The 21,891-nt window shown below is 42.7% G+C and carries 17 protein-coding genes; all 17 read right to left on the reverse strand.

The annotated features are described in order from the left end of the window. Positions 1-143: 143 nt before the first annotated feature. The 17 genes from metK to spoIIID all read right to left on the reverse strand — a co-directional run bounded on the left by metK (position 144) and on the right by spoIIID (position 21,857). Positions 144-1,346, reverse strand: a complete 1,203-nt coding sequence (gene metK / locus NYE58_RS33870; protein ID WP_076276914.1) for a methionine adenosyltransferase — start codon at positions 1,344-1,346, stop codon at positions 144-146. Positions 1,347-1,686: 340 nt separating this feature from the next. Beyond that, on the reverse strand, positions 1,687-1,956 hold the full coding sequence (locus tag NYE58_RS33875) for an alpha/beta-type small acid-soluble spore protein (RefSeq protein ID WP_036681516.1): 270 nt from the start codon (positions 1,954-1,956) through the stop codon (positions 1,687-1,689). 153 nt (positions 1,957-2,109) lie between these two features. Beyond that, entirely contained in the window at positions 2,110-2,649 is a 540-nt protein-coding gene (locus NYE58_RS33880) for a hypothetical protein (RefSeq protein WP_076220031.1), read from the reverse strand. 88 nt (positions 2,650-2,737) lie between these two features. Further along, on the reverse strand, positions 2,738-5,485 hold the full coding sequence (locus NYE58_RS33885) for an S-layer homology domain-containing protein (RefSeq protein WP_076220030.1): 2,748 nt from the start codon (positions 5,483-5,485) through the stop codon (positions 2,738-2,740). A gap of 502 nt (positions 5,486-5,987) precedes the next feature. Continuing rightward, positions 5,988-6,329, reverse strand: a complete 342-nt coding sequence (locus tag NYE58_RS33890; RefSeq protein ID WP_036681520.1) for a hypothetical protein — start codon at positions 6,327-6,329, stop codon at positions 5,988-5,990. Between the two features lie 219 nt (positions 6,330-6,548). Continuing rightward, positions 6,549-10,517 (reverse strand): S-layer homology domain-containing protein, encoded by a 3,969-nt coding sequence (locus NYE58_RS33895; RefSeq protein WP_076276915.1) that lies wholly within the window; start codon positions 10,515-10,517, stop codon positions 6,549-6,551. 160 nt (positions 10,518-10,677) lie between these two features. After that, entirely contained in the window at positions 10,678-11,805 is a 1,128-nt protein-coding gene (locus tag NYE58_RS33900) for a glycosyltransferase family 4 protein (protein WP_036681523.1), read from the reverse strand. 116 nt (positions 11,806-11,921) lie between these two features. Next, positions 11,922-12,677 (reverse strand): WecB/TagA/CpsF family glycosyltransferase, encoded by a 756-nt coding sequence (locus tag NYE58_RS33905; protein ID WP_076276916.1) that lies wholly within the window; start codon positions 12,675-12,677, stop codon positions 11,922-11,924. A 6-nt stretch (positions 12,678-12,683) separates the two neighbouring features. Beyond that, positions 12,684-13,817: a polysaccharide pyruvyl transferase CsaB gene (csaB, locus tag NYE58_RS33910; RefSeq protein ID WP_076276917.1), complete on the reverse strand. Its 1,134-nt coding sequence runs from the start codon at positions 13,815-13,817 to the stop codon at positions 12,684-12,686. Beyond that, positions 13,793-15,829 (reverse strand): DUF5693 family protein, encoded by a 2,037-nt coding sequence (locus tag NYE58_RS33915; RefSeq protein ID WP_076219972.1) that lies wholly within the window; start codon positions 15,827-15,829, stop codon positions 13,793-13,795. Before NYE58_RS33915 ends, csaB begins: the two co-directional genes overlap by 25 nt. Positions 15,830-15,957: 128 nt before the next feature. Continuing rightward, positions 15,958-17,679, reverse strand: a complete 1,722-nt coding sequence (locus tag NYE58_RS33920; protein ID WP_341004063.1) for a phospho-sugar mutase — start codon at positions 17,677-17,679, stop codon at positions 15,958-15,960. 42 nt (positions 17,680-17,721) lie between these two features. After that, positions 17,722-18,144 (reverse strand): 3-hydroxyacyl-ACP dehydratase FabZ, encoded by a 423-nt coding sequence (fabZ, locus tag NYE58_RS33925; protein WP_036681536.1) that lies wholly within the window; start codon positions 18,142-18,144, stop codon positions 17,722-17,724. Positions 18,145-18,407: 263 nt separating this feature from the next. Next, positions 18,408-18,632, reverse strand: coding sequence for a DNA-directed RNA polymerase subunit beta (locus NYE58_RS33930; RefSeq protein WP_036681538.1), 225 nt, complete (start codon positions 18,630-18,632; stop codon positions 18,408-18,410). A 10-nt stretch (positions 18,633-18,642) separates the two neighbouring features. Beyond that, positions 18,643-19,464: a flagellar hook-basal body protein gene (locus NYE58_RS33935; RefSeq protein WP_076099680.1), complete on the reverse strand. Its 822-nt coding sequence runs from the start codon at positions 19,462-19,464 to the stop codon at positions 18,643-18,645. Positions 19,465-19,515: 51 nt separating this feature from the next. Next, entirely contained in the window at positions 19,516-20,394 is an 879-nt protein-coding gene (locus NYE58_RS33940; RefSeq protein ID WP_038573634.1) for a flagellar hook-basal body protein, read from the reverse strand. A 47-nt stretch (positions 20,395-20,441) separates the two neighbouring features. Further along, positions 20,442-21,440 carry a rod shape-determining protein gene (locus tag NYE58_RS33945; RefSeq protein WP_036681546.1) on the reverse strand — a complete coding sequence of 333 codons (999 nt, stop codon included), beginning with the start codon at positions 21,438-21,440 and terminating at the stop codon, positions 20,442-20,444. A 129-nt stretch (positions 21,441-21,569) separates the two neighbouring features. Then, complete coding sequence (gene spoIIID, locus NYE58_RS33950; protein WP_036681548.1) at positions 21,570-21,857, reverse strand: sporulation transcriptional regulator SpoIIID; 288 nt, start codon at positions 21,855-21,857, stop codon at positions 21,570-21,572. Positions 21,858-21,891: the final 34 nt, after the last annotated feature.

A 21,891-nucleotide genomic window follows, 5' to 3' on the forward strand; every position in this document is an offset into this window, starting at 1 on the left:
CTAAAAGGCTGGCAAAGTTTAGTAGTCTACTTCCCTATGGCTAGATTCGCTAGCCTTGCTCGTGTTCGCACGCAAAAATAGCCCGCAGAGCTGACAGTAGGTGCCAACTTGCGGGCTAACATATTATAAGACCGTATGATGAATTACAATCCAGCTTGATCTCTTAGCAATTCTGCCTTATCTACGCGTTCCCATGGAAGATCAACATCAGTACGTCCGAAATGACCGTAAGCTGCAGTTTGTCTATAAATCGGTTTACGCAAATCAAGCATAGAAATGATGCCCGCAGGGCGAAGATCAAAGTTGTCGCTGATCAGTTGAACCATTTTCTCTTCACTGATTTTACCTGTTCCGTATGTATCCACATTAATCGAGACAGGAGTAGCTACACCAATTGCATAGGCGAGTTGGATCTCACATTTGTCGGCTAAACCAGCAGCTACAAGATTCTTAGCTACATAACGAGCCGCGTAAGCTGCTGAACGGTCCACTTTAGTTGGATCCTTACCCGAGAATGCTCCGCCACCATGACGGGCATATCCGCCGTATGTATCGACGATAATCTTCCGACCAGTCAGACCTGCATCCCCCTGAGGACCTCCAATAACAAAACGTCCGGTTGGGTTAATAAAGTATTTGGTTTCTGCATCAAGCAGTTCCGCAGGAACAACAGGCAGAATAACATGTTCTTTAATATCCGCCTGAATTTGTTCAAGAGAAATTTCCTCAGCATGTTGTGTAGATACTACGATAGCGTCTACGCGTACAGGTTTTTCATCTTGATACTCAATTGTAACTTGTGTTTTGCCGTCTGGACGAAGATAGTCCAAGGTTCCGTTCTTACGAACTTCAGATAAACGACGTGCAATACGATGTGATAAAGCAATCGGTAGCGGCATCAGTTCAGGTGTCTCGTTCGTAGCAAAACCAAACATGAGCCCTTGATCGCCCGCACCAATATTAGCTGTTTCTTCAGCCACTTGAGCAGGATCACGGTGCTCAAGAGCAGAGTTAACGCCTTGAGCAATATCAGCGGATTGCTCGTTAAGAGAACTCAACACAGCACAAGTATTATAGTCGAATCCATATTTTGCACGTGTGTAACCAATCTCTTTAATGGTATTGCGTACGATGGCAGGAATATCAACATACTCTGATTTGGTACTGATTTCCCCGATCACCAATACAAGACCTGTTGCTACTGCTACTTCGCAGGCTACACGTGCATTTGGATCATTAACTAAAAATGCATCCAATACCGCATCGGAAATCTGGTCACAGATTTTATCCGGATGCCCTTCCGTAACGGACTCAGAAGTAAACAAATGACGCCCTTTAATAGACAAGTATAACAACCTCCCATATGGTTAGTCTGACACTGTATAAGGGATTCCTTAATGATCACAGGCCAAATAATAAAACTACATAATATAAATAAATTCAGGTTTGCCTGATTTCTTTTTATGAAGGATTTTCGCAAAATTTGATGTCTATATTCACTAAACTCTTCAAAAAATGAACCTTTTCCATATGGAAAAGGTTTAAGGCTTTCCTCAAAGGTCATATTATCTTATTTAGGGGGTGGTGTCAATTAAACACAAGCCCCCCCGTGACAGTATGAATATTGATTTTACGCTATAAAAAGCAATATCAGTTAAGGAAATAAGGGCATTCTACCCCCTGATATTATTGAAAAAGAGACTGTTCAGCTTGCTTAATGAGTCTCTTCGTAATTTCTCCTCCAACAGACCCATTATCCCTTGAACTCAGATGTCCAAGGTACTGACTACGGCCAGAACCACTGCCTCCGACTGCGCCTAACTCAGAAGCAAATTCCGTGTCTGCCCCGCCTCCATAATGAGCCCCATATAAACCAAATTCAGCTGCAATTTCATATTGCATTTGTTTCAGCATTGTCCGACTTTCAGGTACGACTGTACGATTATTACGTGCCATGTTACAGCACCTCCTGTGAATTTGTAAGATTACAGGAATATTGTGCGTCCATCACTTAATCTTCAATCGCGCCAATGATTTGTAACTTTGGAAAACAGTTTAAAGGTATGATTAAGTCCGTTTACGGGCATTATGAATATATATCATTACAGATTATTTCAAGGTATATCCACCACGAACCATCACAACAAGACCTAGCTTTTGACCCTCTTGAACAGCTATTCCACGACCATCACGAGGGAAGGACAATAAGTGGTTAGATGGTGCAGCTAGTCCATTTGTAAGATCTTTACCATCTGTTAAATCGGCCACTCCATTCGCATCCTGTGATACGATGACTGCTTTACCCGCGCGAACTATAAATTCAGCACCTGCCGAAGCAATTAAAGTTTGGCCAGGCTTCACATCGACAATTACAGATTCATCACTGCTATTTTGGCCAGGTGTAGCTACGGGTGCTGTGGTTGCACTAGGCGCAGGTGTAGCAGTCGCGATCGGAGTCGTTACTGTGCCACCCGAAAGTGCTTTCTGAATTTGCTGATCTACGTAGCTTTTCGTAACTACAGGATCATCCGATGTACCGGGTTGAGAACCAACACCTGCACCTTCAGCGGTAATGTTTAACAAAGAACCAGCCCATACACCACCAGCTAGTAATACAGCAGCGGTTGTTACTTTCCATACCGATTTCAAAGAAGTTCCTCCTCATTATTGGGGATAAAAACCTATAAAAAAAAGAATAGCCTCCGAAGAGGCTATTCTGTGCTTCAGTAATCGGAGATTACTTAGCGTACTGTACTGTACCAGTTGTGATGTCGTTGGAAGCTTCATCAGTAATCTTACTGGAATCAAGTACTTTAACTTCAATAGTATTGATGTTATTAGCATTCAAGTTAGGGTATTGAGTAAATGAAGCATAGTATTTACCAGCGTCACTTCCTGCACCTTTAGTAATTGTAATGCCAGATGTTACAGGGCTAGAGTTGATAATGAAACTGAAGTCAGATCCATCAACTTTAACGTTCTTAACATTTTCAGAGAAGCTCAATACCAAGATTGAGTTATCGCCTGAAGATACAGCAGCACCAGTAAATGTAGGAGCTACTCTGTCAGTCAGAACAAGATCCTTATCTTTAGCATAGCTACCGTTACCAGCAGCATCAGTAATACCAACTGCTACAAAGTTATAGGTATCATTTTTGCTAATTGCAGATTTAGGAATTGTAATTTCAACTGTTGCAGTAAGCGGCTTAGTAAGATCAGAACCAGTGGAATTAGTAATTACTGTGGTTGAACCAGCTGGAAGTGCTTTACCAGCCAAAGTATAGCTGTTCAAGTCACGCAATGATGATACATTCAAGCCTTTATCGTCAGATGCATTCACAACCACTTTAATATCAGCACCGTTTTTAACGCTGTCTGTATAAGTGATTTCACCAACTGTTGGTCTAGTAGTATCAGTTGAGGAAGCTGCTGCTGCAGTCACTGTAACAGAACTTGCTGCAAGAGTGTTTCCAGCAAGAGAAATATCTTTAACCAATTTTGCTGGCAGACGCAAAGTGTACGGACCACTTAGAGCAACATTTGGATAAGTTACAGTAGCACCGTCAATTTTAGCACCGCTAAAGTTAGCACCATCTTCAAATTTAACCAACTTACCAGTAGTATCGTTGACCAAAGTTGGAGTTTCAGTAGTACCGAAAGTACTATCGATATTTTCGGAGAATGTTACTACCAATCCTTTACCACTTGTGAACACAGCACTTACAACTGTAGGAGCTGTAGCGTCCTTAGTAAGAGTTACTGGTTGAGTAACAACAGCACCCAAAGTGTTACCTAGAGTATCTTTAATTGTTGCGCCAAACGAAAGTGTACCAGTGAAAGTACCGGATTCTGGAAGTTTAAATCCAGCTGGAACTTGCAGTCTGATAGTATCACTATTTTGTTTAGTTTCTACGCTCAATGTACCTTTGCTTTCGCCATAAGCATCAAGCAATTTCACATTAGCAATAAAGGACTCATAATTCACTTTTTTATTGAATTTAACATCAAGGTACTTATCACTTACTGGTGTGATGCTTGCAATTGTTGGAGCTGCAGTATCAGAAGTTACAGTTACAGTAGTTTTAATCGGGTTAGGATTAGCTACATTACCTGCAAAGTCAGTTAGATTCAACAAGGAAACATCATAAGTTTTTCCACTGTCAAGAGTTCCAGTAGTCAAAGTAATAGTGTCATAAGTATCGTTAGATACTGTTGCAGTGGAAGCTACACCGTTAACATAAGCAATGATTCCAGCTCTCTTAACAGGTTCGCTTACTTGAATAGTAACCGTATTAGTTGTTGTTTTAGCTACAGCTGTTGCACTCACTACAGTAGGAGCAACAGTATCAGCAACAGTTATAAGGTTAGTATAAGTAGCGAAAGATGTTCCGCTTGCTGTTTTAACAGCGTCTGTAACAACCACAGTATATTGGCCCTTCAAATAATCTGTGTTAGGGAAAGTAATTGTTGCTTCGTTAGTAGTTGTGTTCAAGGAAACGTAAGATCCGTCAACAGCAACTGCTGGTGCACCGTTCACTGGAACTACTTGCACAACGCCTGATTTGATTTTGTCACTGGAAATCAGTGAAGAAGCATCAATGGCACGGTTGAATTTCAGTACCAATTGTTTAGCATTTGGAGCTGTTGCAGCAAGTACTTTTGGAGCTGCCAAAGTTACTTTAGTTGTGTAATCACGATCATTGTGTTTGAAGGTAATTGGAGTTTCAACACCTTCTACTAGTGCAGTAGTCAAAGTTACAGTAGTAGTAGTTTTGTCAGAGAAAGTCACAACTACGCTAGTTGGGCTTACTGCTTCAGCAGAAGCTACAGTCAATTGTGGTACTGTAAGCTTTTGGTCAACAGCATAAGCTGTTTCAACTACCAAAGAACGGCTAGCGTTAGCTTTGAAGTTAGTGTCTTTAGCAACCAAACCTGCGTCGATTACTGCTTGAGCGTAACCTTTAGCCCATGCGGATGCAGAGTTGTCAGTTGTAGTTGGTTGTTCCAGTTTCAAAGCACGGAACAATACAGCCGATACTTCTTCAACAGTCACTTTACCGTTGTAATCAAAGATACCTTTAACAGTATCTTTACCTTGCATCAAGTTAGCTGCAGTAACAGCTTCGATGTAAGGAACTGCCCAGTTAGAAGCATTGTAACCTTTGTCTTTGTAAGACAATTTGTTAGTTACTTCTGTAAGATCAAACAATTTAGTAACGATCTTCGCGAATTCAGCGCGAGTAAGATCTTTTTCAAGGTGAGCTTGACCATCTGGGTATCCGTTAAGAATACCTTTCGCTGCCAAAGCATCAAATTTTTGTTGCGGAGTTGTTGCTGCGTCACCAAACGCTACAGAGGCAAACATCGAGAATGCCATTGCTGTAGATAATGCTACGGATAAAATTTTCTTCATAACCTTTTTTTCTCCTCCTTGGACGTTCATAAACTGAGATTTTTCTTTAGTTGAGTAGCTCATATCACTCATTAGCCGATGCACCCCCTTTCCAGAGTTGAGCAAATTAAGTATAAATAATGTCTGTGACGGGTATCACAGAAACTGGTAAACGATTTTAGGACATGACAATACTAGATTCCTAATTATACCTAAGTATTATACAATGTGCCTCAAGTCACGTAAAGCTAATTTTTCCATTTGTTCAAATTGGCTTTACCAGCGGTTAATTTCAGCCCCTGTGTAAATGACTCTACACCTTAAACGCAGAAGATTTGAAAAAGTTGCGGTTTCTCAAAAAAAAAATCTTCTTTTTATATTTTCCGGTGAGATCCCATTAGAAGATACATATGTATGTTCTACTAACTATTGCTAATCATGGGCGCCTACGGAAAATAGTATATCATAGTCGCTTTCTAAACGTCATTATGCAATATTTACTAAGAATCATTAACACTAGTGCTAATAATTTAAACATTCCTACAAATAAAACAAAAAAGCGCCGGTATCGGCGCTTGCTTCTATTACGTTGTTTCTAACGAATCTTCATAGATAACTGGATCAATTCCTGACGTTTCTCAGGACTCGAGTTCACATTGTCATACATTGCATCAATAGCTGCGCGGTTCTCGCGATAGCTCTTTTCATGCTTGATTGTAGTATGAGACCATTCGATCAGAGCGTTCTCAGTAACAACAAGCTCGTTGTACGAATCATGGAATCCTGTTGCTTGCACAAGCTCTTCCATGACCTCCTGAGTAATTTCCTGTAATGCGCGCTTAGCTGCAATTTCCTTTTCCAACACTTTTGCTCTATTCTCAAACATATTCTTGGCTTTCATGTAATCCAGCTGTGCTTTTGATAAAATCGGTTTCATCGATGGCTTTCACCTTTCAGAAAATAATATTTTCTACATTATTGTATCGTAAATCGGTGCAGATTACAAAATTTATGTCGCTGGTAAGTTTACGCTTTTTCCTCCACCGCCTTATACACAAATGGAAATGCGGGTTGTAGCTGCTCCACTAAAGTAGTAAGAAGAACGACCAATCCGCAAAAGTTCTCGCGAGATTGGCCGTTTTTTAATTCTAATCAATTAGTTAAATGTTTTTGGGAAAATACTTGTGCTCTTTTTAAGTAGCTCTACAGCAATCTTACCAGCCTCTGCACGAGTAAGCTTGCCCTTTGGATTGAAATTATATATAGGCTTCTTCTGCCCTGTAATCGTCACTGCACTGCCTTCCATGATCTTTGCCTTGGAAACTGCCTCAATGGCTGGTCGAGAGTAGAAATCCATATTACCGGTGTCTACAAAAGATTTGGATAGACTAGTTAACAGCTTGTTGTCATTTGTAGCCATCTTTAGCTTAAGTGCCCGAGCGATCATCACAGCCGCCTGTTCGCGTGTAACAGGTTGGTCAGGACCAAAGAACCCATCGCTTAATCCAGTAATAATACCTGCTCTTGCTGCAGTCTCAATATGCTTGAAGTCCCAAGTGGTAGAAACTGCCTCCGGAACAATATCGAAGAAAGTCTGCTGATTGTTATTATAGTTTAACGGAAGACTCAAGCCCTTCACTAACAATGTAGCAAACTCGCCCCGAGTAGTTGTATTATCCGCGCCAAATTGGTCAAAACGCAAATTTTTCATAATGCCTTTAGAATAAAGGCCATTCAGAACATTTCTTGCCCATGGATGATTAGTAATATCCGTATATCCACGACGAAGCTTCATTACAGTATAATACCCAAATTGATCAAATGGGACTGTAATCGTGTGCTTCTTTGTATCTACTTCTCCGCCAATATTCTCCCATTGACCGGAATCTGTATAACGGAAAACTGTAATCGTTGTGCCAACCTCATCAACAATATTTGGATTAAAGGTTAGTGTAAGTTCACCCCGCTGAGAAGGTACAATTTTGCGTTCAGCTTCAATTTGCGTGAAATTACCTTCTATAGAATATGGAGCGATCCCATTAGTTGCTGGTTTATAAAGAGCCGTACCTTTCGCACCCTTCTCTCCAAGTCCACCGCTGAGCCAATAAATATCAGACACACGTGAGAAGTTATTAGTTTCTACTGTTGAGTTAAACCGCAATACTAGATCTGAGGGAATCAACAGTGTACTCAAGCCCCCTGGTGTCCGGGCATCAGAATCAACGTTGATAGTATTCCCATAATCATTTTTACGTTCAACAACACCATCTACAGGATCAGCTATTCCGAACAATAGCTTTGTATCTGGATAATACTTAGCTGCCCCTGAGGTAGTGTAACCTTTCATAAGTGTTCCTTTAGGGAAGCTTAGCTCAAGTCCTTTATTAAACGCACTATACTTCGTTGCAACTTTCTCGGCCATATATTGCGTATCTACTTGAACCGCACTTGCATAATACACACTTACCGTATCACTGAGAGTAGAATCTGCTCGTACAATTTGAATTTTAATTGTTGTTGCTTTATCTGCTTTTAACCCCACATAGTCCAATGTGAAGCGATTTGGCAAATCTGTACGCTTTTCAGCCTCATATTTATCAATGATGACTTTAGTCGCACCTTCTGCTTCAATATCAAAGCGAACAAAGTTTTTGTTAACTACAATCTGTTCACCTACTGTTGCCACTGGAGACAGTATGCGATATGGAGATACTTCCCGAACAACTTCTAGACGTTGATTCGTACGTGCACCTGTATCATTAATTAATTCGAGATTATAAACAATGCTTCCAGCGGTTTCAGCTGGGATATCACGAATACGAAGCATAAATTCTGTGCTGTTACCCGAGAAATCATAATAATATTTTTGTTTATTATAAGTGAATTCATTCAACTTTCTATGTCCGGCAGCATCTGCTGTTAAAACTTCACTACCAAAAGAGAGAAAGAGATCTGATCCTTGGTACAAGTTAAGCTTAGTTGCAGCTCCACCCCTTAGTACCAAATCATATTTGGTTTGACTTGTAACGAACTTTTCATCTTTATAAATAAACTCTGAAGTTAACCCTAAAATGTCATTAAGCTCTTTTTCATTGTAGTCCTTCACTAAATCATGGGTAAAATCAACTCGCCCCTTTGATATAGCCGGATGGAATTGCGACAAATTCGAGACATTCGTATCGATAATATAAATTCGTAGTTCTTTTCGAATTTCTCTTTTATTATTTGCCTTATCCATCGAGGTTCCAACAAATACAATCTTGTTCTCGCCATAAACTAGTGGACCGGAAGAGGATATAGGTAAATCAAATGAAAACTTTGGATTAGCGAGCGTTACATCAAATTTGTATCCATCTTTATGTGCATCTGTAATTATTTTTTCATTCGAAATCCCATTAATGAAGAATTGAGGATTACCGATACTTTCAAATCCAATATATTCACCAGCAATAGTCATACTATTAGAGCCAGTAGCTGAATTAAAGGTATAAGTCTGCCCGTCATTCAAATTAGCTACATAAATATAGTTCTTCGAAACATAGGCAATATCGGCATTATAAAAAGACTGAGACCCCGAAAATTGAAATTTAACCTTTTGCTGTCCATTCGAGAAGCCTTCAACTTTATAAACCTTTTCATTATCCTTTAAGTTTGTAACATTAGTTTGTTCTGTTAACACTAATGAAGCACCTAAAGGCAGGTAAGAGGCCTGCAATTTCGCTGCAGCTTTTGCAGCAACATTTGTTTTCACCAGAATGTAGAAATCCGGTTTTTCGACCTGAGAACCATTTAACGCTAGTTTAGAAACGGAAGAAATGTCTACACTTCCCGATGTAGGTTCTGTATATCCAGAAAGATAGAACATATCTGTAATCACGGTCTCATCTTTCAGATATTTATAACTTTCCTTGGTTGAGGTTTCGTAAGATCCATATTTAATAGATAACACTACATTGCCAGAACCTGTAGCAAGGGTAAACGGTGATGTAGTCTCAAAAGAAACCAGTCGGTATTGAGGCGTCACACCGTCTGGGCCCGGAATAACTATTTCCTTCTGCTCTCCAGCATTCCCCGCCACTGATACATAAACACCATCTGCCGAAATCGTATATGACTTTAACACTTTAACCGGAACAACCTGATCATTAATTTTGACTGTATGATCATCTTCAAAAGATTTATCACTTGCACTATAAGGTAGGAGAACTTGTCCTATGATATTTGCAGTAGTATCTGAAGCAGTTAGTGTAGGAACATTATCAAGAATACTGTGGGCTCTATAATTCGTTCCATCCCCATGATAAATCTGCAAATCAGTAAAAGGTCTATTTGTATCAAAGTAATAAATTGAGCGTTTAATAGTAATCGAGTCCGCTGCATTCTGCACAACGATCTCCAAGGTATTTTCTCCTGATTTCAACGTTAATGCTGGTGTGAAAAACGTACCATCCTCAAGCAATGAGGTTTGCAGCGATGATCCTCCATTCAGAGAAACGCCAACTCGAGTGGCATTGGTCACATTACCTTGAAGCGTGATCTGTTGATTAGGAACAACAACCTTAGTTCCCTCATTCAGATTAATCGCAGAAGGTCCACCTCCGAGCACTTGCAGAGACGATATATAAGGAACCTTGTCATAGAGGACATAAAACGACTCTGAGCGTTCTAAAGTACCCTGCATCCCTGAGAAAGTAATTTTATTATAACCAGTAAACAATGTGAGACCGCTAGCAATAAAACGGTTAGTAGGATTCGTAGTATCAGTTGTAACCGCACCTGTTGTTGAGTGAGTAGCATCAGTAACCCACTTGCTACCATCCTGAGTCAATTGCTGCACAGTGACCTTCATTGTAGAAGTTGTTACTTGAGCATACGTACCAGTAATTGAGAAATTTGGGTTGCTTGTCTTGTAGACAGTTTGTCTAGAAATATTATATTTGGCATTCGAATCATTATCCGGCACAATCTCCTGTTTCAGCTCAATTGTATTCCGCAGCGTGAGATCATCCGGACTGAAGTATGTTGTGGTAGCCGCTGCCGCTATGGGCGTGTATTTACCTGGGAACATAGAAACGATCAAAGCCGCCAGCATCAGCCAAACGAACGGTCTCTTAAAGCGTTGCATGTGTTATATCTCTCCTTTGAGTATAAATTCTCGTAAACCTTCACTTTGTTCTTTATCGGTCATAGGAAGCGATATTTTTAGGGAAAACAACAAAAAACTCATCCGAAAAGGGATGAGTTTTGTTAGTTATAGAAAATATTAGAATAATACCATTAATAAATTAAGATTTGGAACCTCTTTCCGGATTAGCCTTCATACGAATTCTTAAAAAGAAATCAATCAGCGGACGTTTAGTCTTACCGATCAAACCTGTAACTTCCGCACCGATCTGCAAGAAGAAGAGCATGATGCAGATGACTACGAAGGTAACCCAGTTCGCCTCGTAAAGAGCGGCAGAGGATTGAATAACAGCTAAAACTCCAAAAAATGCAGCAATACCATAAATAATGAGCACAGTCTGACGATGACTAAAGCCTAGCTCGCGAAGGCAATGATGCAAGTGACCTTTGTCTGGTGCAAAGATTGGTTTCTTCTGCAGCTTACGGCGCACGATCGCAAAGAACGTGTCCGACAACGGTACACCAATAATAAGCAAAGGTGTAATAAACGAAACCACGGCAATCTGTTTAAACCCTAGCAAAGCAAGTAAAGCTAAGCAGAAGCCTAAGAACAGCGATCCCGTATCCCCCATAAAAATCTTGGCGGGATGGAAGTTGAAGAACAAGAATCCGATTATGCTACCCAGAAGCAACAGGCATAACATGGCAACCATCGTGTTACCCATCAAGAAAGCCATTACCGCAATCGTAGCAATCGCAATCCCTGATACACCAGCAGCAAGCCCGTCCAACCCGTCAATCAGGTTAACAGCATTGGTGACACCAACAATCCAGAAAATCGTAAGCGGGATAGCAATCCAGCTTTCCAATGAAGAATACGTATTGTTAAATGGAATATTCACAAAATCTACAGTAATACCAAAACCGAAAACTACAATACATGCTGCAACAATTTGGCCCAGCAGCTTCAACTTTGCTGATAATTCAAATCGGTCATCCAACCCTCCGATAAGTACAATCAGTCCGCCGCCACACAGCAGCGCTTTGATGAAGTTGGCCTCCCGCGGAGTGAACTCATATGGAATAATCGGCAATACGGCAAGCAGGCCTAACACAAACGCCAGAAAAATAGCTAATCCGCCAAGGCGGGGCATAATTTTCGTGTGCACTTTACGAGCATTCGGCACATCTGTCGCACCAATCTTAATGGCGAATTTCTTCACCAAAGGTGTGAGGCCAAGTGCGAGTCCCATGCATACGATAAATCCAGCGATGTATATGATTAACATTTGATCAGTCGACCCCCATTTCTCTACCGCATTGAATTATACGCTGTTACAAAAACAAATTCCAATCCCTTTTTTAGGCTATTCATCTGATTTTCTAGGTGAATATCGGCATTTGACTAGACTTTTGTTACTTTATCTTTCTCACGCGCCACTTTTAATGCGAATTTCGGCAACGCAAGCATTCTTTTGTACCGCGTAGGCTCTTTTAATAAACGGTACAACCATTCAATTCTCATTTTTTGGAAAACTTTTGGTGCTCTCTTGCTCTTGCCAGAAATTACATCAAAGCTGCCGCCGACCCCCATCATGATCGGAACACCTAACTTGGATTTGTGTTTTGCAATCCATGGTTCCTGACTATCCGCGCCTCTGGCCACAAATAATAAGTCAGGATTGGTTTTAACAATTCCAGCAATAATTTCATCGTCCGATTCCGGACCAAAATAACCGTCATGATATCCTGCAATAATAACACGCGGATATTGCAATTGTAACCTTTCAGCGGTTTCCTGAATCACCTCAGGTGTAGAACCAAGGAGATATACCTTCCAACCATATCTTTCACCCTGTTGCATCAATTCATGTAACAGGTCAAAACCAGCTACCCGTTCGGTTACAGGCTCCTTACAATAATTAGCAGCCCATACCACACCGGTTCCATCTGGGACAACCAATTCAGCTGACTTCATTATCTCCATATAAGCTGGATCTTCCAAAGCAGCCATAACCATGATCGGATTAGCTGTAATCACTTGATGCGGGATACGGGTATGAACCGCCTCTGTCAAATAAGCAACAGTTGCTGCCATATCAACCTTGGAGACTCTAATCCCAAAAATAGGAACTGTAGGTACCGCGCTTTCTGCTTTCACTTTAGATCATCCTTTATGGTGGAAATATTCTACGATTTGCCGTGCTGGAGCCCCTGCTTCTTGAATCAACGAGGAAAGGATCGTCTCCCGCTCATTTTTCCATCCCTCTGCTGTTTCCAAAAGATGGCCTATCTCAGCAGCAACTTGTCCAGCATCTAATGATTGGGTCGTGCCCACAGGCTGACACCGAACTCTGTCTAGAAAATGATCAATTTTCGGATCATAAGAGATACCAATCAGCGGAACTCGCCGCCCTGCGGCATAAATCAGGCTATGAAGACGCATTCCGATCAGCACTTCACATTGCCCTACTTCCCGCAGCATGTGTTGCGGATGACTGGCATCTTCACAAATACTGACCTGCCCCCCATGCTGGCTTATATTTTCTTCCAGCTTCTCCATCACATAACGTGAGGCTTCAATATCAGATGGAAGATGAAACGGAAGGAATCTTAAATGCAATGGTTTTTCAAGATTCGCCTTAATCAAGCCTTGAGCAAGAGCGTTCAGCTCCTTGTGATCTTGTTCCCAATAACGTACCGAAATACCTACTACCGGAAGTGAATCTGAAGACTCTGGTAATTCAGCAGCATCAGTATCTTCAGGTAAAGATAAGCCCATCACCGGGTCAGGAACAACCTCTATGTTCTTCCGTTCTAATCCCATAGAAAGTAAAAGCTCGCGGGATTGTTCATCCCGCACAGAGATATAGGTACATTTGCGAAACACTGATTTGATTAATGGGTGGAAAAGCTTACGATTCACAGGACCGATTCCTTGAGCATAAATAAAGGTCGGTTTACCCATCCACTGCGCAAGCTTGATAATACCTAAATAGTAAGGAATACTCTTGCTTCCTGTTACATCTTGCAGCAAGCTGCCTCCACCGCTGATCAGACCAGAACTCTCATAAATAGCTTGACGGACTTCAACCAGCTTCATCCGGTGCACAGATTTCACTCCATATGTGGCGCTAGTCCACTCAGGATCGATGGACAAGACAATGGGTTCTATCTCTATTCCTGCAGCTTGAGCATGTTGTTGCAGTGCAATCAATATAGATTGCAGTACCGCCTCATCCCCGCTGTTATGGAAACCGTAATAACCGGAAATAACTATCTTTTTAGGAGTGGCGACCATCGTTTCCAACACCCTTCTGCAATTTGCCATACGATTACGGCAATCACACCAATGATCAGTCCTAATCCAAGACCGAGCAAGCCACGAATGAGCGAGATCAGAACTGGCGAGTGAATATGAGCAAAGGTATCTACCATCGAGAGCTGACCGATTACAGCAATAATCATGATAAACGCTGCATTCCGATATCTAAAGGCCAAGAATGCGCCAAGAATTAATAACGGATGCGCTAGCAAAAACTCTTTATTACGCGGTCGAACGCCAACCGTATTTTCCAAGAATGTACGTAAAACCATTTCCAACGGACTCACACTGCCACCGTTACCTGTACGGGTCATGTAATAATAGCCAACAACCGCCAAAACAAAGGCAATAATAATCATCGCAAATGTGATTGGTGTCCGCAGCAGCTTACCTGTCTTGTTAAAAACAAAATCCCCGCGATACAAAAGCACGTAAAGTGCCACAAGACCGATAGGCGCCATATGAAGCAGACTGACACCACGGAACTGGTTGAGAACCAGGCTATAAGTAACATTATTAAGCAGTGCTATCATAAACGGCACAGCGCTCAAAGAGATCAGTGAAGTCTTAAAATAAAGCACTAAGCTATGTGTAAACCGGCGTTGCGGGCTCATAGCCTTATAGGTAAGGGGATTGCTCCGTAGAGGTGGCCCCATTTCATTAACCTTACGAATGGCAAGCACAACGGCAAGCGTTGGTGCACTTATCGCAGCGGCAAGCGCGAGCGCTTGTTCAAACATTTCAGGCTTCACTAGCATCAGGCCTGCACTTCCAATCAGACCTAACACCCAGGCAGCAAGCGTGAGCTGTGGAATGAAGTAAGAGACCAGCAGAGCCACTAAAGACACTGCCCCAACCACCGCAACTAGCTTAAAGTAACGTTGATAAGAGGAATCTACAACCTCAAATGCCGTAGCTTGTCCCAGTTTAAATCCATTGTCTTTAATCTGCTCAACTGCTCCGCCTGGTTCGCTTAGGCTGGTAATAAGGTTATCTAATGTATCTGTAACCTGTGCCTTAGCAGTATTTCTTGCAGGAATCGTGTTTAAGTAGATCATGCGGATATTCCGATCCTTTGTTGCCAGAGCGAAACGGTCCGAAATTACTTTTGGATCTAAGGCAGAATCTCCCTCACTAAGGGAATATAAACGTGTCACATTATAATCCAGCAAATAAGCGAGCCTGTTAAAGCCCTTTTGCTGTTTTTTAATATTCTCAATTGCTGCAATCCCCATTCCACGTTCCTTAAGGAGATTAGCAAAGTCAGTGATACTGCCAGTATCGGCATCATCATTAAACCCTTTAACAGACTCACCTTCAAATAGAATCCGTTTAACACCCAATTCCTCATAACGATCCAACAGCTTCTTTACCGTGGCTTCATTATAAGTCAGAGAATCCACAAGACGAGGTACAATACTGAATCCCTTGTTATGCAGCATGTCCAGTGTAAATGGATCGGGCTGCAGCGGCTTCAATGTAGCGTCTTCTAGCGGGGTCTCGATGATAAGACCCTGCTGTCCGCGGAAACTCCAGTCTCTTGAATTAATCCCAAGATTACTAAATGCTTCTTTAATTACAGGCGCTAAAGTATCGCTGTAATCAGCACTGGTAAAAAGAATATAGGTATAGTTTTCATTTTCAGGAATGATCGTGTCCGTAAGATTAGCTATATCAGCCGCACCCCATATCATTAGACGACGCGCCTTACGGTAATCTTCCAATGTGCTTTCGTAAATCGCCATGCTCTGTACACCAGCGTCTTTAAGGCGATCTAACTGTTCGGAAATATAATCTTGTGGATTTGCACGATAGCTGGCTACATCAACCAGATCACGATAATCAAATACAAATTCTACTGTCTTGGAAGACTTCTCCGTCTGCAGTCGATCATAGACCACAGGCAAGGCTGCTATAACGCCAACCACAACTATGATCCACAGCCACTTTCGGGAAGTAATATTCCAACGTTGCCATTTTTGCCGCACCAAAAGTACCTCCTCTTTCGCTTTAAAAACTCTTTTAACAAAAGTAGAAACGGATCGTCATCCTTTTAGAGACGGTACCCGTTTCTACGTAAAATATAATTCACAATATAGAAAGCACTCTATATTTATTATTGTCCCCCGTCAACGCGAGCCATAACCTGTTTCGACAGTGCAGCAACCTTATCCTTAGCATTCTGCAGGGAGTCACCCACTACTGCAAAATAAACCTTAATCTTAGGTTCTGTGCCGGAAGGGCGCAGGCAGAACCAAGATCCGTCAGCCAGCAAATACTTCAGTACATTTTCCTTCGGCAGTCCATTTAAGCCCAGGGAATAATCCTGAATTTCTGTTACGGCAGATCCAGCAATTTCTTGTGGTGCATTAGAACGCCAATCATTCATGATTCCTTGAATTTGCGCAACGCCATCTTTGCCTTTCAGCGTACGGGACTCCAAGCTTTCCAAGAAGTATCCGAACTGCTTGTACAATTCCTGAAGAACATCATATAATGTTTTGCCTTGAGCTTTATAATAAGCACCCGCTTCAGCGATAAGCATAGCAGCAAGAACAGCATCCTTATCACGAGCATAATTGCCTGCAAGATAACCATAGCTTTCTTCATATCCGAAAAGATATGTGTATTCTCCGGATTGTTCGAACTGGGTCATCTTTTCTCCAATATATTTGAAGCCAGTCAGCGTATTAAATACAGTTGCACCATAATGAGAAGCTACAGCAGCCCCCATTTCACTAGTAACGATAGTCTTTACAACCGCACCATTGCTAGGCAGCTTTCCTTGTTCCTGCAAACGACTCAAATAGTAATGAATCATCAGTGCTCCGGATTGATTACCGGACAGAACAACAAATTTACCTTCATTGTCGCGAACTACCGCACCCATACGGTCTGCATCAGGATCTGTACCAATCAAAAGGTCAGCATTCAACTCTTCGCCCAGCTTCATAGCCAGCGTAAAAGCTTCACGCTCCTCCGGGTTCGGCGATTTCACTGTAGAGAATTCAGAATCCGGCTGTTCTTGCTCAGGTACAACATGTACCTGGGTGAACCCGATTTTCTCAAGTACACGGCGGACTGGCAAATTACCTGTACCATGCAGCGGAGTGTATACGATTTTGAAGTCTTTTCCAAGCGTAGAGGCAATCTCTTCACTTGCAAGACTGACCGCAGCAACAGTATCGGTAAACGCTTCGTCATCCTTCTCTCCTATCCAGTGCAACAGCCCTTGAGCTTCAGCTTCTTCTTGCGAAATCCGCTTTACACCATCAAAAGTGTCAACCTCTAGTATGTAAGAAATGACCCTTTCGGCTTCGTGTGGTACAAGCTGTCCGCCTTCCGAATTATAGACCTTATAACCATTGTATTCAGGAGGGTTATGGCTCGCGGTGATTACAATACCACCCGTTGCTTTCAAATAACGCACGCTGAATGACAGCTGTGGTGTTGATCGAAGGGAGGTAAACAAATGCGCCTCGATGCCATTAGCAGCCAGTACAAGAGCAGCCTCAAGTGTGAATTCAGGCGAGAAGCGACGAGAGTCATGCGCGATAACAACCGAAGGTCTGCCTTCTCCAGTATGCTTTTCTAGAATATAATTAGCGAAGCCTTGTGTAGCTCTGCCAACAGTATAACGATTGATACGATTGCTGCCCGCACCAATAACCCCACGCAAGCCGCCTGTACCAAACTCTAAGTCTCTGTAAAAACGCTCTTCAAGCTCCTGTGGCTCATTCTCCAGAGCGCGAAGCTCTGCCTTTGTAGCCTCGTCAACAGAAGGGTCCTGCAACCAGCGGGATAATGTGTCTGCCGCTTTCGCACTTAATTGAGTCATATGAATCTCTCCTTTAGATATATTTATAGAAAAATAAAATATTTAGCTCAGAGCAAACATAATTTCTCCAGAGGCTACAACCTTACCTTCAACGGAAGCAGTAGCTTGTCCTTTTCCGATGCTGCCCTTAAGGCGGGTGATCTCTACTTCAAGAGTAAGTGTATCGCCCGGTACTACTTGACCGCGGAAACGGAATCCGTCCAGCCCAGCTAAAAAACCGATTCGGCCGCGATTAGCCTCTACTCCCAGGATAGCAACCGCACCCACTTGTGCAAGGGCTTCTGTAATCAGTACACCCGGCATTACCGGATAGCCCGGAAAGTGACCTACAAAGAACGGTTCATTGATCGTTACATTTTTGATTCCTACAGCTTTTTTGCCCATTTCAATCTCGATAATTTTGTCCACCAGCAGAAATGGAGGCCGATGGGGGATGATTTCTTGAATTTGGTTGATATCCAGCATTATGACAAAACTCCTTTCGGATGTTGCACATTTTCTTTTATTCTTTGCCGAAATGCATAAAATTAGGCAGGTTCGGTAAAAACTATATTTATCCTTCACCAACTGCAGAAGTGGAGGTTGAGATAAGGGGCTTTCTCCACCGGATGCGGCAGCATGGCGGAGAGGGCCCTTTTTGCTGCCCGAGGCCCCCCACCATTATACATTTTTCAGCATAAAAAAGAAAACTCCCTTGTATAACAAGGGAGTGGTTAAATCATCTTCATTTATGGAGCAAAAACCAAATCATATACATGTCTCCACGTGCTCCACTGCAGAGCATCGCTTAACTCTTTCTTACCCAGGACAACGTAACCGACGGCCAGGCCGCCTCCAAGTGCAGCTACGAGAAGCAAGGGAATAAGAACCCATTGTATCATGGTCCATTTGGAGATCCCTCGTGGAGAGGGTTCTTTCTTCTCTTCCGATTTAACTTTTTCCTGTCGATCCATTCCTTCACCTCTACGCGCGCATGTTATTGGCTAGACCAAACATCTGATCACTGGACGAAAGTGCCCGAGCTACGAGTTGATACGTGCGTTGAATCTGCATCATTTCTGTCATTTCTGAGGTCATATCGACATTCGACTGCTCCAGCCATCCTGAGCGCACTCCAATTCCAGATGCCTCGCCTGCCGCTCTTTGTACAAAAGCCTGCTGTGCTGTAACTCCATCTGCAAGCATATAGAAATTCCCGTCGACAGCCTTTAAGGCATTCTGTGTCTTAGGTTCTACTATCATTATAGTACCCGCTACCTGAACAGGTCCATTCTCTGTCTTTTTCGTTAACACACGACCGGATTCATCGATAGCAGCATTCACACCTACAGGAACCGTTAGAGGTTTGCCCTCTGTATTTAAAACAGAGTTTCCAGTGTTATCAACCAATACCATCTTTTTAGCATCAGTCGTATCAGGAATAAAGTGAAAATCACCCTGACGTGTGTACGCCGTAGTACCATTGACCTGAACACCAAAAAGCCCGTTGCCCTGAATGGCTAAGTCGGTCGGACTCCCTGTTTCTTTAAGGGGTCCCTCTTCCCAATTCGTTGAGATCGAAGGCACATAAGTCCCAAAACCCATATTAAAGCCTAGAGGTGTAGAACGGCCCGGTTGGTCATAATCATCTGATTGCTGTTGTACACGAGTCAGCACGTCCTCAAAAGAGCCCTGCTTGCTCTTATAACCATTGGTATCCATGTTGGCTAGATTATCCGCTATAATATCAAGCCGCTGCTGAAGGCTCGACATGGAGACTGCTGCACTAATCGTTGAGTTGTTCATAGATCAAACCTCCTATAAGCTCTACCTGTAAAGCTCATTCCTAAGCACTGCCTATACCCTGCCAACTTCACTTACAGCCTTCTGCAAGCTGCCATCATAATATTGAACAATCTTCTGGTTCGCTTCATAAGCCCGATAGGCGGCATTCAAATCCACAGTAACCTGAGTAGGATCTACATTGGAGCTTTCCAGGTAACCTTGGCGTACTTGCATGTTATCTGTTCCGTTAGAGAAACGGATATCTGCCGCCTCTACATCATCAGCGTGAAATACACCATTACCGTCACGTACAAGCTCCTGTGGCTTTGTTACTACACTCACACCAAGCTTGGTCCCTGTCGGAAGTCCTGTTACTGGATTAAGCAAATTACCCTGCCCGTCCACTTTAAGGGTGTCCTGATTTCCTGTCAAGACAAGGGGCTTGCCTGTGGAATCAAGAACCTTGAAGCCACCACTGCTCAGTACCTCTCCTGTAGCCGCGTTTATTGAGAAGCTCCCATTTCGCGTATACAGATTATTCCCTTCAGCATCCTGTACAGTAAAGAAGGCCTGTGGACGATAAACAACCTCACCCTCAGGGCTTACATATTTGCCTGAACCATCAAAGGAGATATTTTGACCTGTCACAGGATCAGCTACTTGCAAATCCGTAGATAAAGCAAAATCCATGGTCTTGCCGCTCTCCCTTAAATCACCCTGTAAATATTGGGATATCGATTGTTCTGCAAAAACCCCAGTGTTAAGGCGCCCCACTGGCTTTGTATTGCCATTACTCATAGCAGAGATCAATACATCCGGAAAAGCATGATTGACACTGTCAACCTGCTTGTACCCCGTTGTATTCAAGTTAGCGATGTTCTGTGTTGCCGTATCATGTCTACGCTGCTGTGTAACCATACCTGCAGCGGCTGTATATAATCCTCTTATCATGAAGGTAGTCCCCTTCCGAATCTTTTGCTACCTTTTATATCGGCTGCTTAGAACTTTTTCTTAACGACCTTGTCCAAATTATCTAGCATTATTCCGGTTCCCTTAACTACACAATGCATCGGGTCTTCCGCTATCCACACCGGAACATGTAATTCTTCTGAGAGGAGCTCGTCCAATCCATTAAGTAAAGCGCCACCACCAGTTAGAACAACACCCCGGTCAATAATATCTGCTGATAGCTCAGGCGGTGTACGTTCCAGAACGGACTTAGCAGCTGCCACAATAGAAGAAACCGGATCCCATAGTGCTTCTTTTACCTCGCCTGAAGTAATAGTGAGCGTCTGAGGGAGTCCACTTACCATATCACGACCACGAATATCCATTTCAGCCTGCATCAGGCCTGGACGCACGGTGCCAATTGTAACCTTAATATCCTCTGCCGTACGTTCACCGATTAACAGCTTATACTTTTGTTTAATATATCTTAAAATGGCCTCATCGAACTTGTCTCCTGCGACTTTAATCGAAGAAGCGGTAACGACGTCGCCCATAGAAAGTACGGCTACATCCGTCGTTCCGCCACCGATATCGACGACCATGTTCCCACTAGGCTGATAAATATCCATTCCCGCTCCGATTGCAGCGGCTTTTGGCTCTTCCTCCATAAAAACTTCCTTAGCCCCGCTCCGCTCTGCCGCTTCCCGTATGGACTTCTGTTCCACAGATGTAATATTTGTAGGGGCGCAAATCAGAATACGGGGCCGTGCGTACCAGGACCGGCCGCCAACGCGGTCGATAAAATACTTGAGCATCATTTCTGTGATTTCAAAATCTGCAATGACACCATCCCGTAGAGGACGGATTGTTATAATATTTCCAGGTGTACGTCCAACCATGCGACGTGCCTGTTCTCCCACCGCAAGGACTCTCTTCGTATCACTTTCAAGTGTGACCACGGAAGGTTCATCCAGAACGACTCCCCTTCCTTTAACATGTATGAGCACATTGGCCGTGCCGAGGTCGATTCCGATATCCTTGCTAAACATAATGAAAGAGCCCCCAAAGTGTTATTTTAATTGAAAAAACAGCAGTTAGTACTAAATTTAAAAATACCATACTTTAGGGGAAGTACACAATGTATTAAAGCTGAATATTTCCTTAAATTTCCGAAAATCTCATGGCTTTGATGCTACAGCAACCTCACGTTTTTTCCCCGTCGATTTTTTATATTTGATTTTTGTGGCTTCTCCCCCCCGAAGATGTCGGATGGACTTGTGATATTCGAGAATGTGCTTCACCTGATCGGCCAGATCAGGGTTGATCTCTGGCAGACGCTCAGTTAAATCTTTATGCACCGTGCTCTTTGAAACGCCAAATTCCTTGGCTATGGTCCGGACCGTATGCCTGGTTTCCACGATGCAGCGTCCGATTTTGATCGTACGTTCCTTGATGTAATCGTGCACGCTCCCGCCTCCCAACTGTGGATAGTTTGGTACA

It is taken from the genome of Paenibacillus sp. FSL L8-0708, from assembly GCF_038009325.1.
GTDB classification, from domain to species: Bacteria; Bacillota; Bacilli; order Paenibacillales; family Paenibacillaceae; genus Paenibacillus_AQ; species Paenibacillus_AQ odorifer.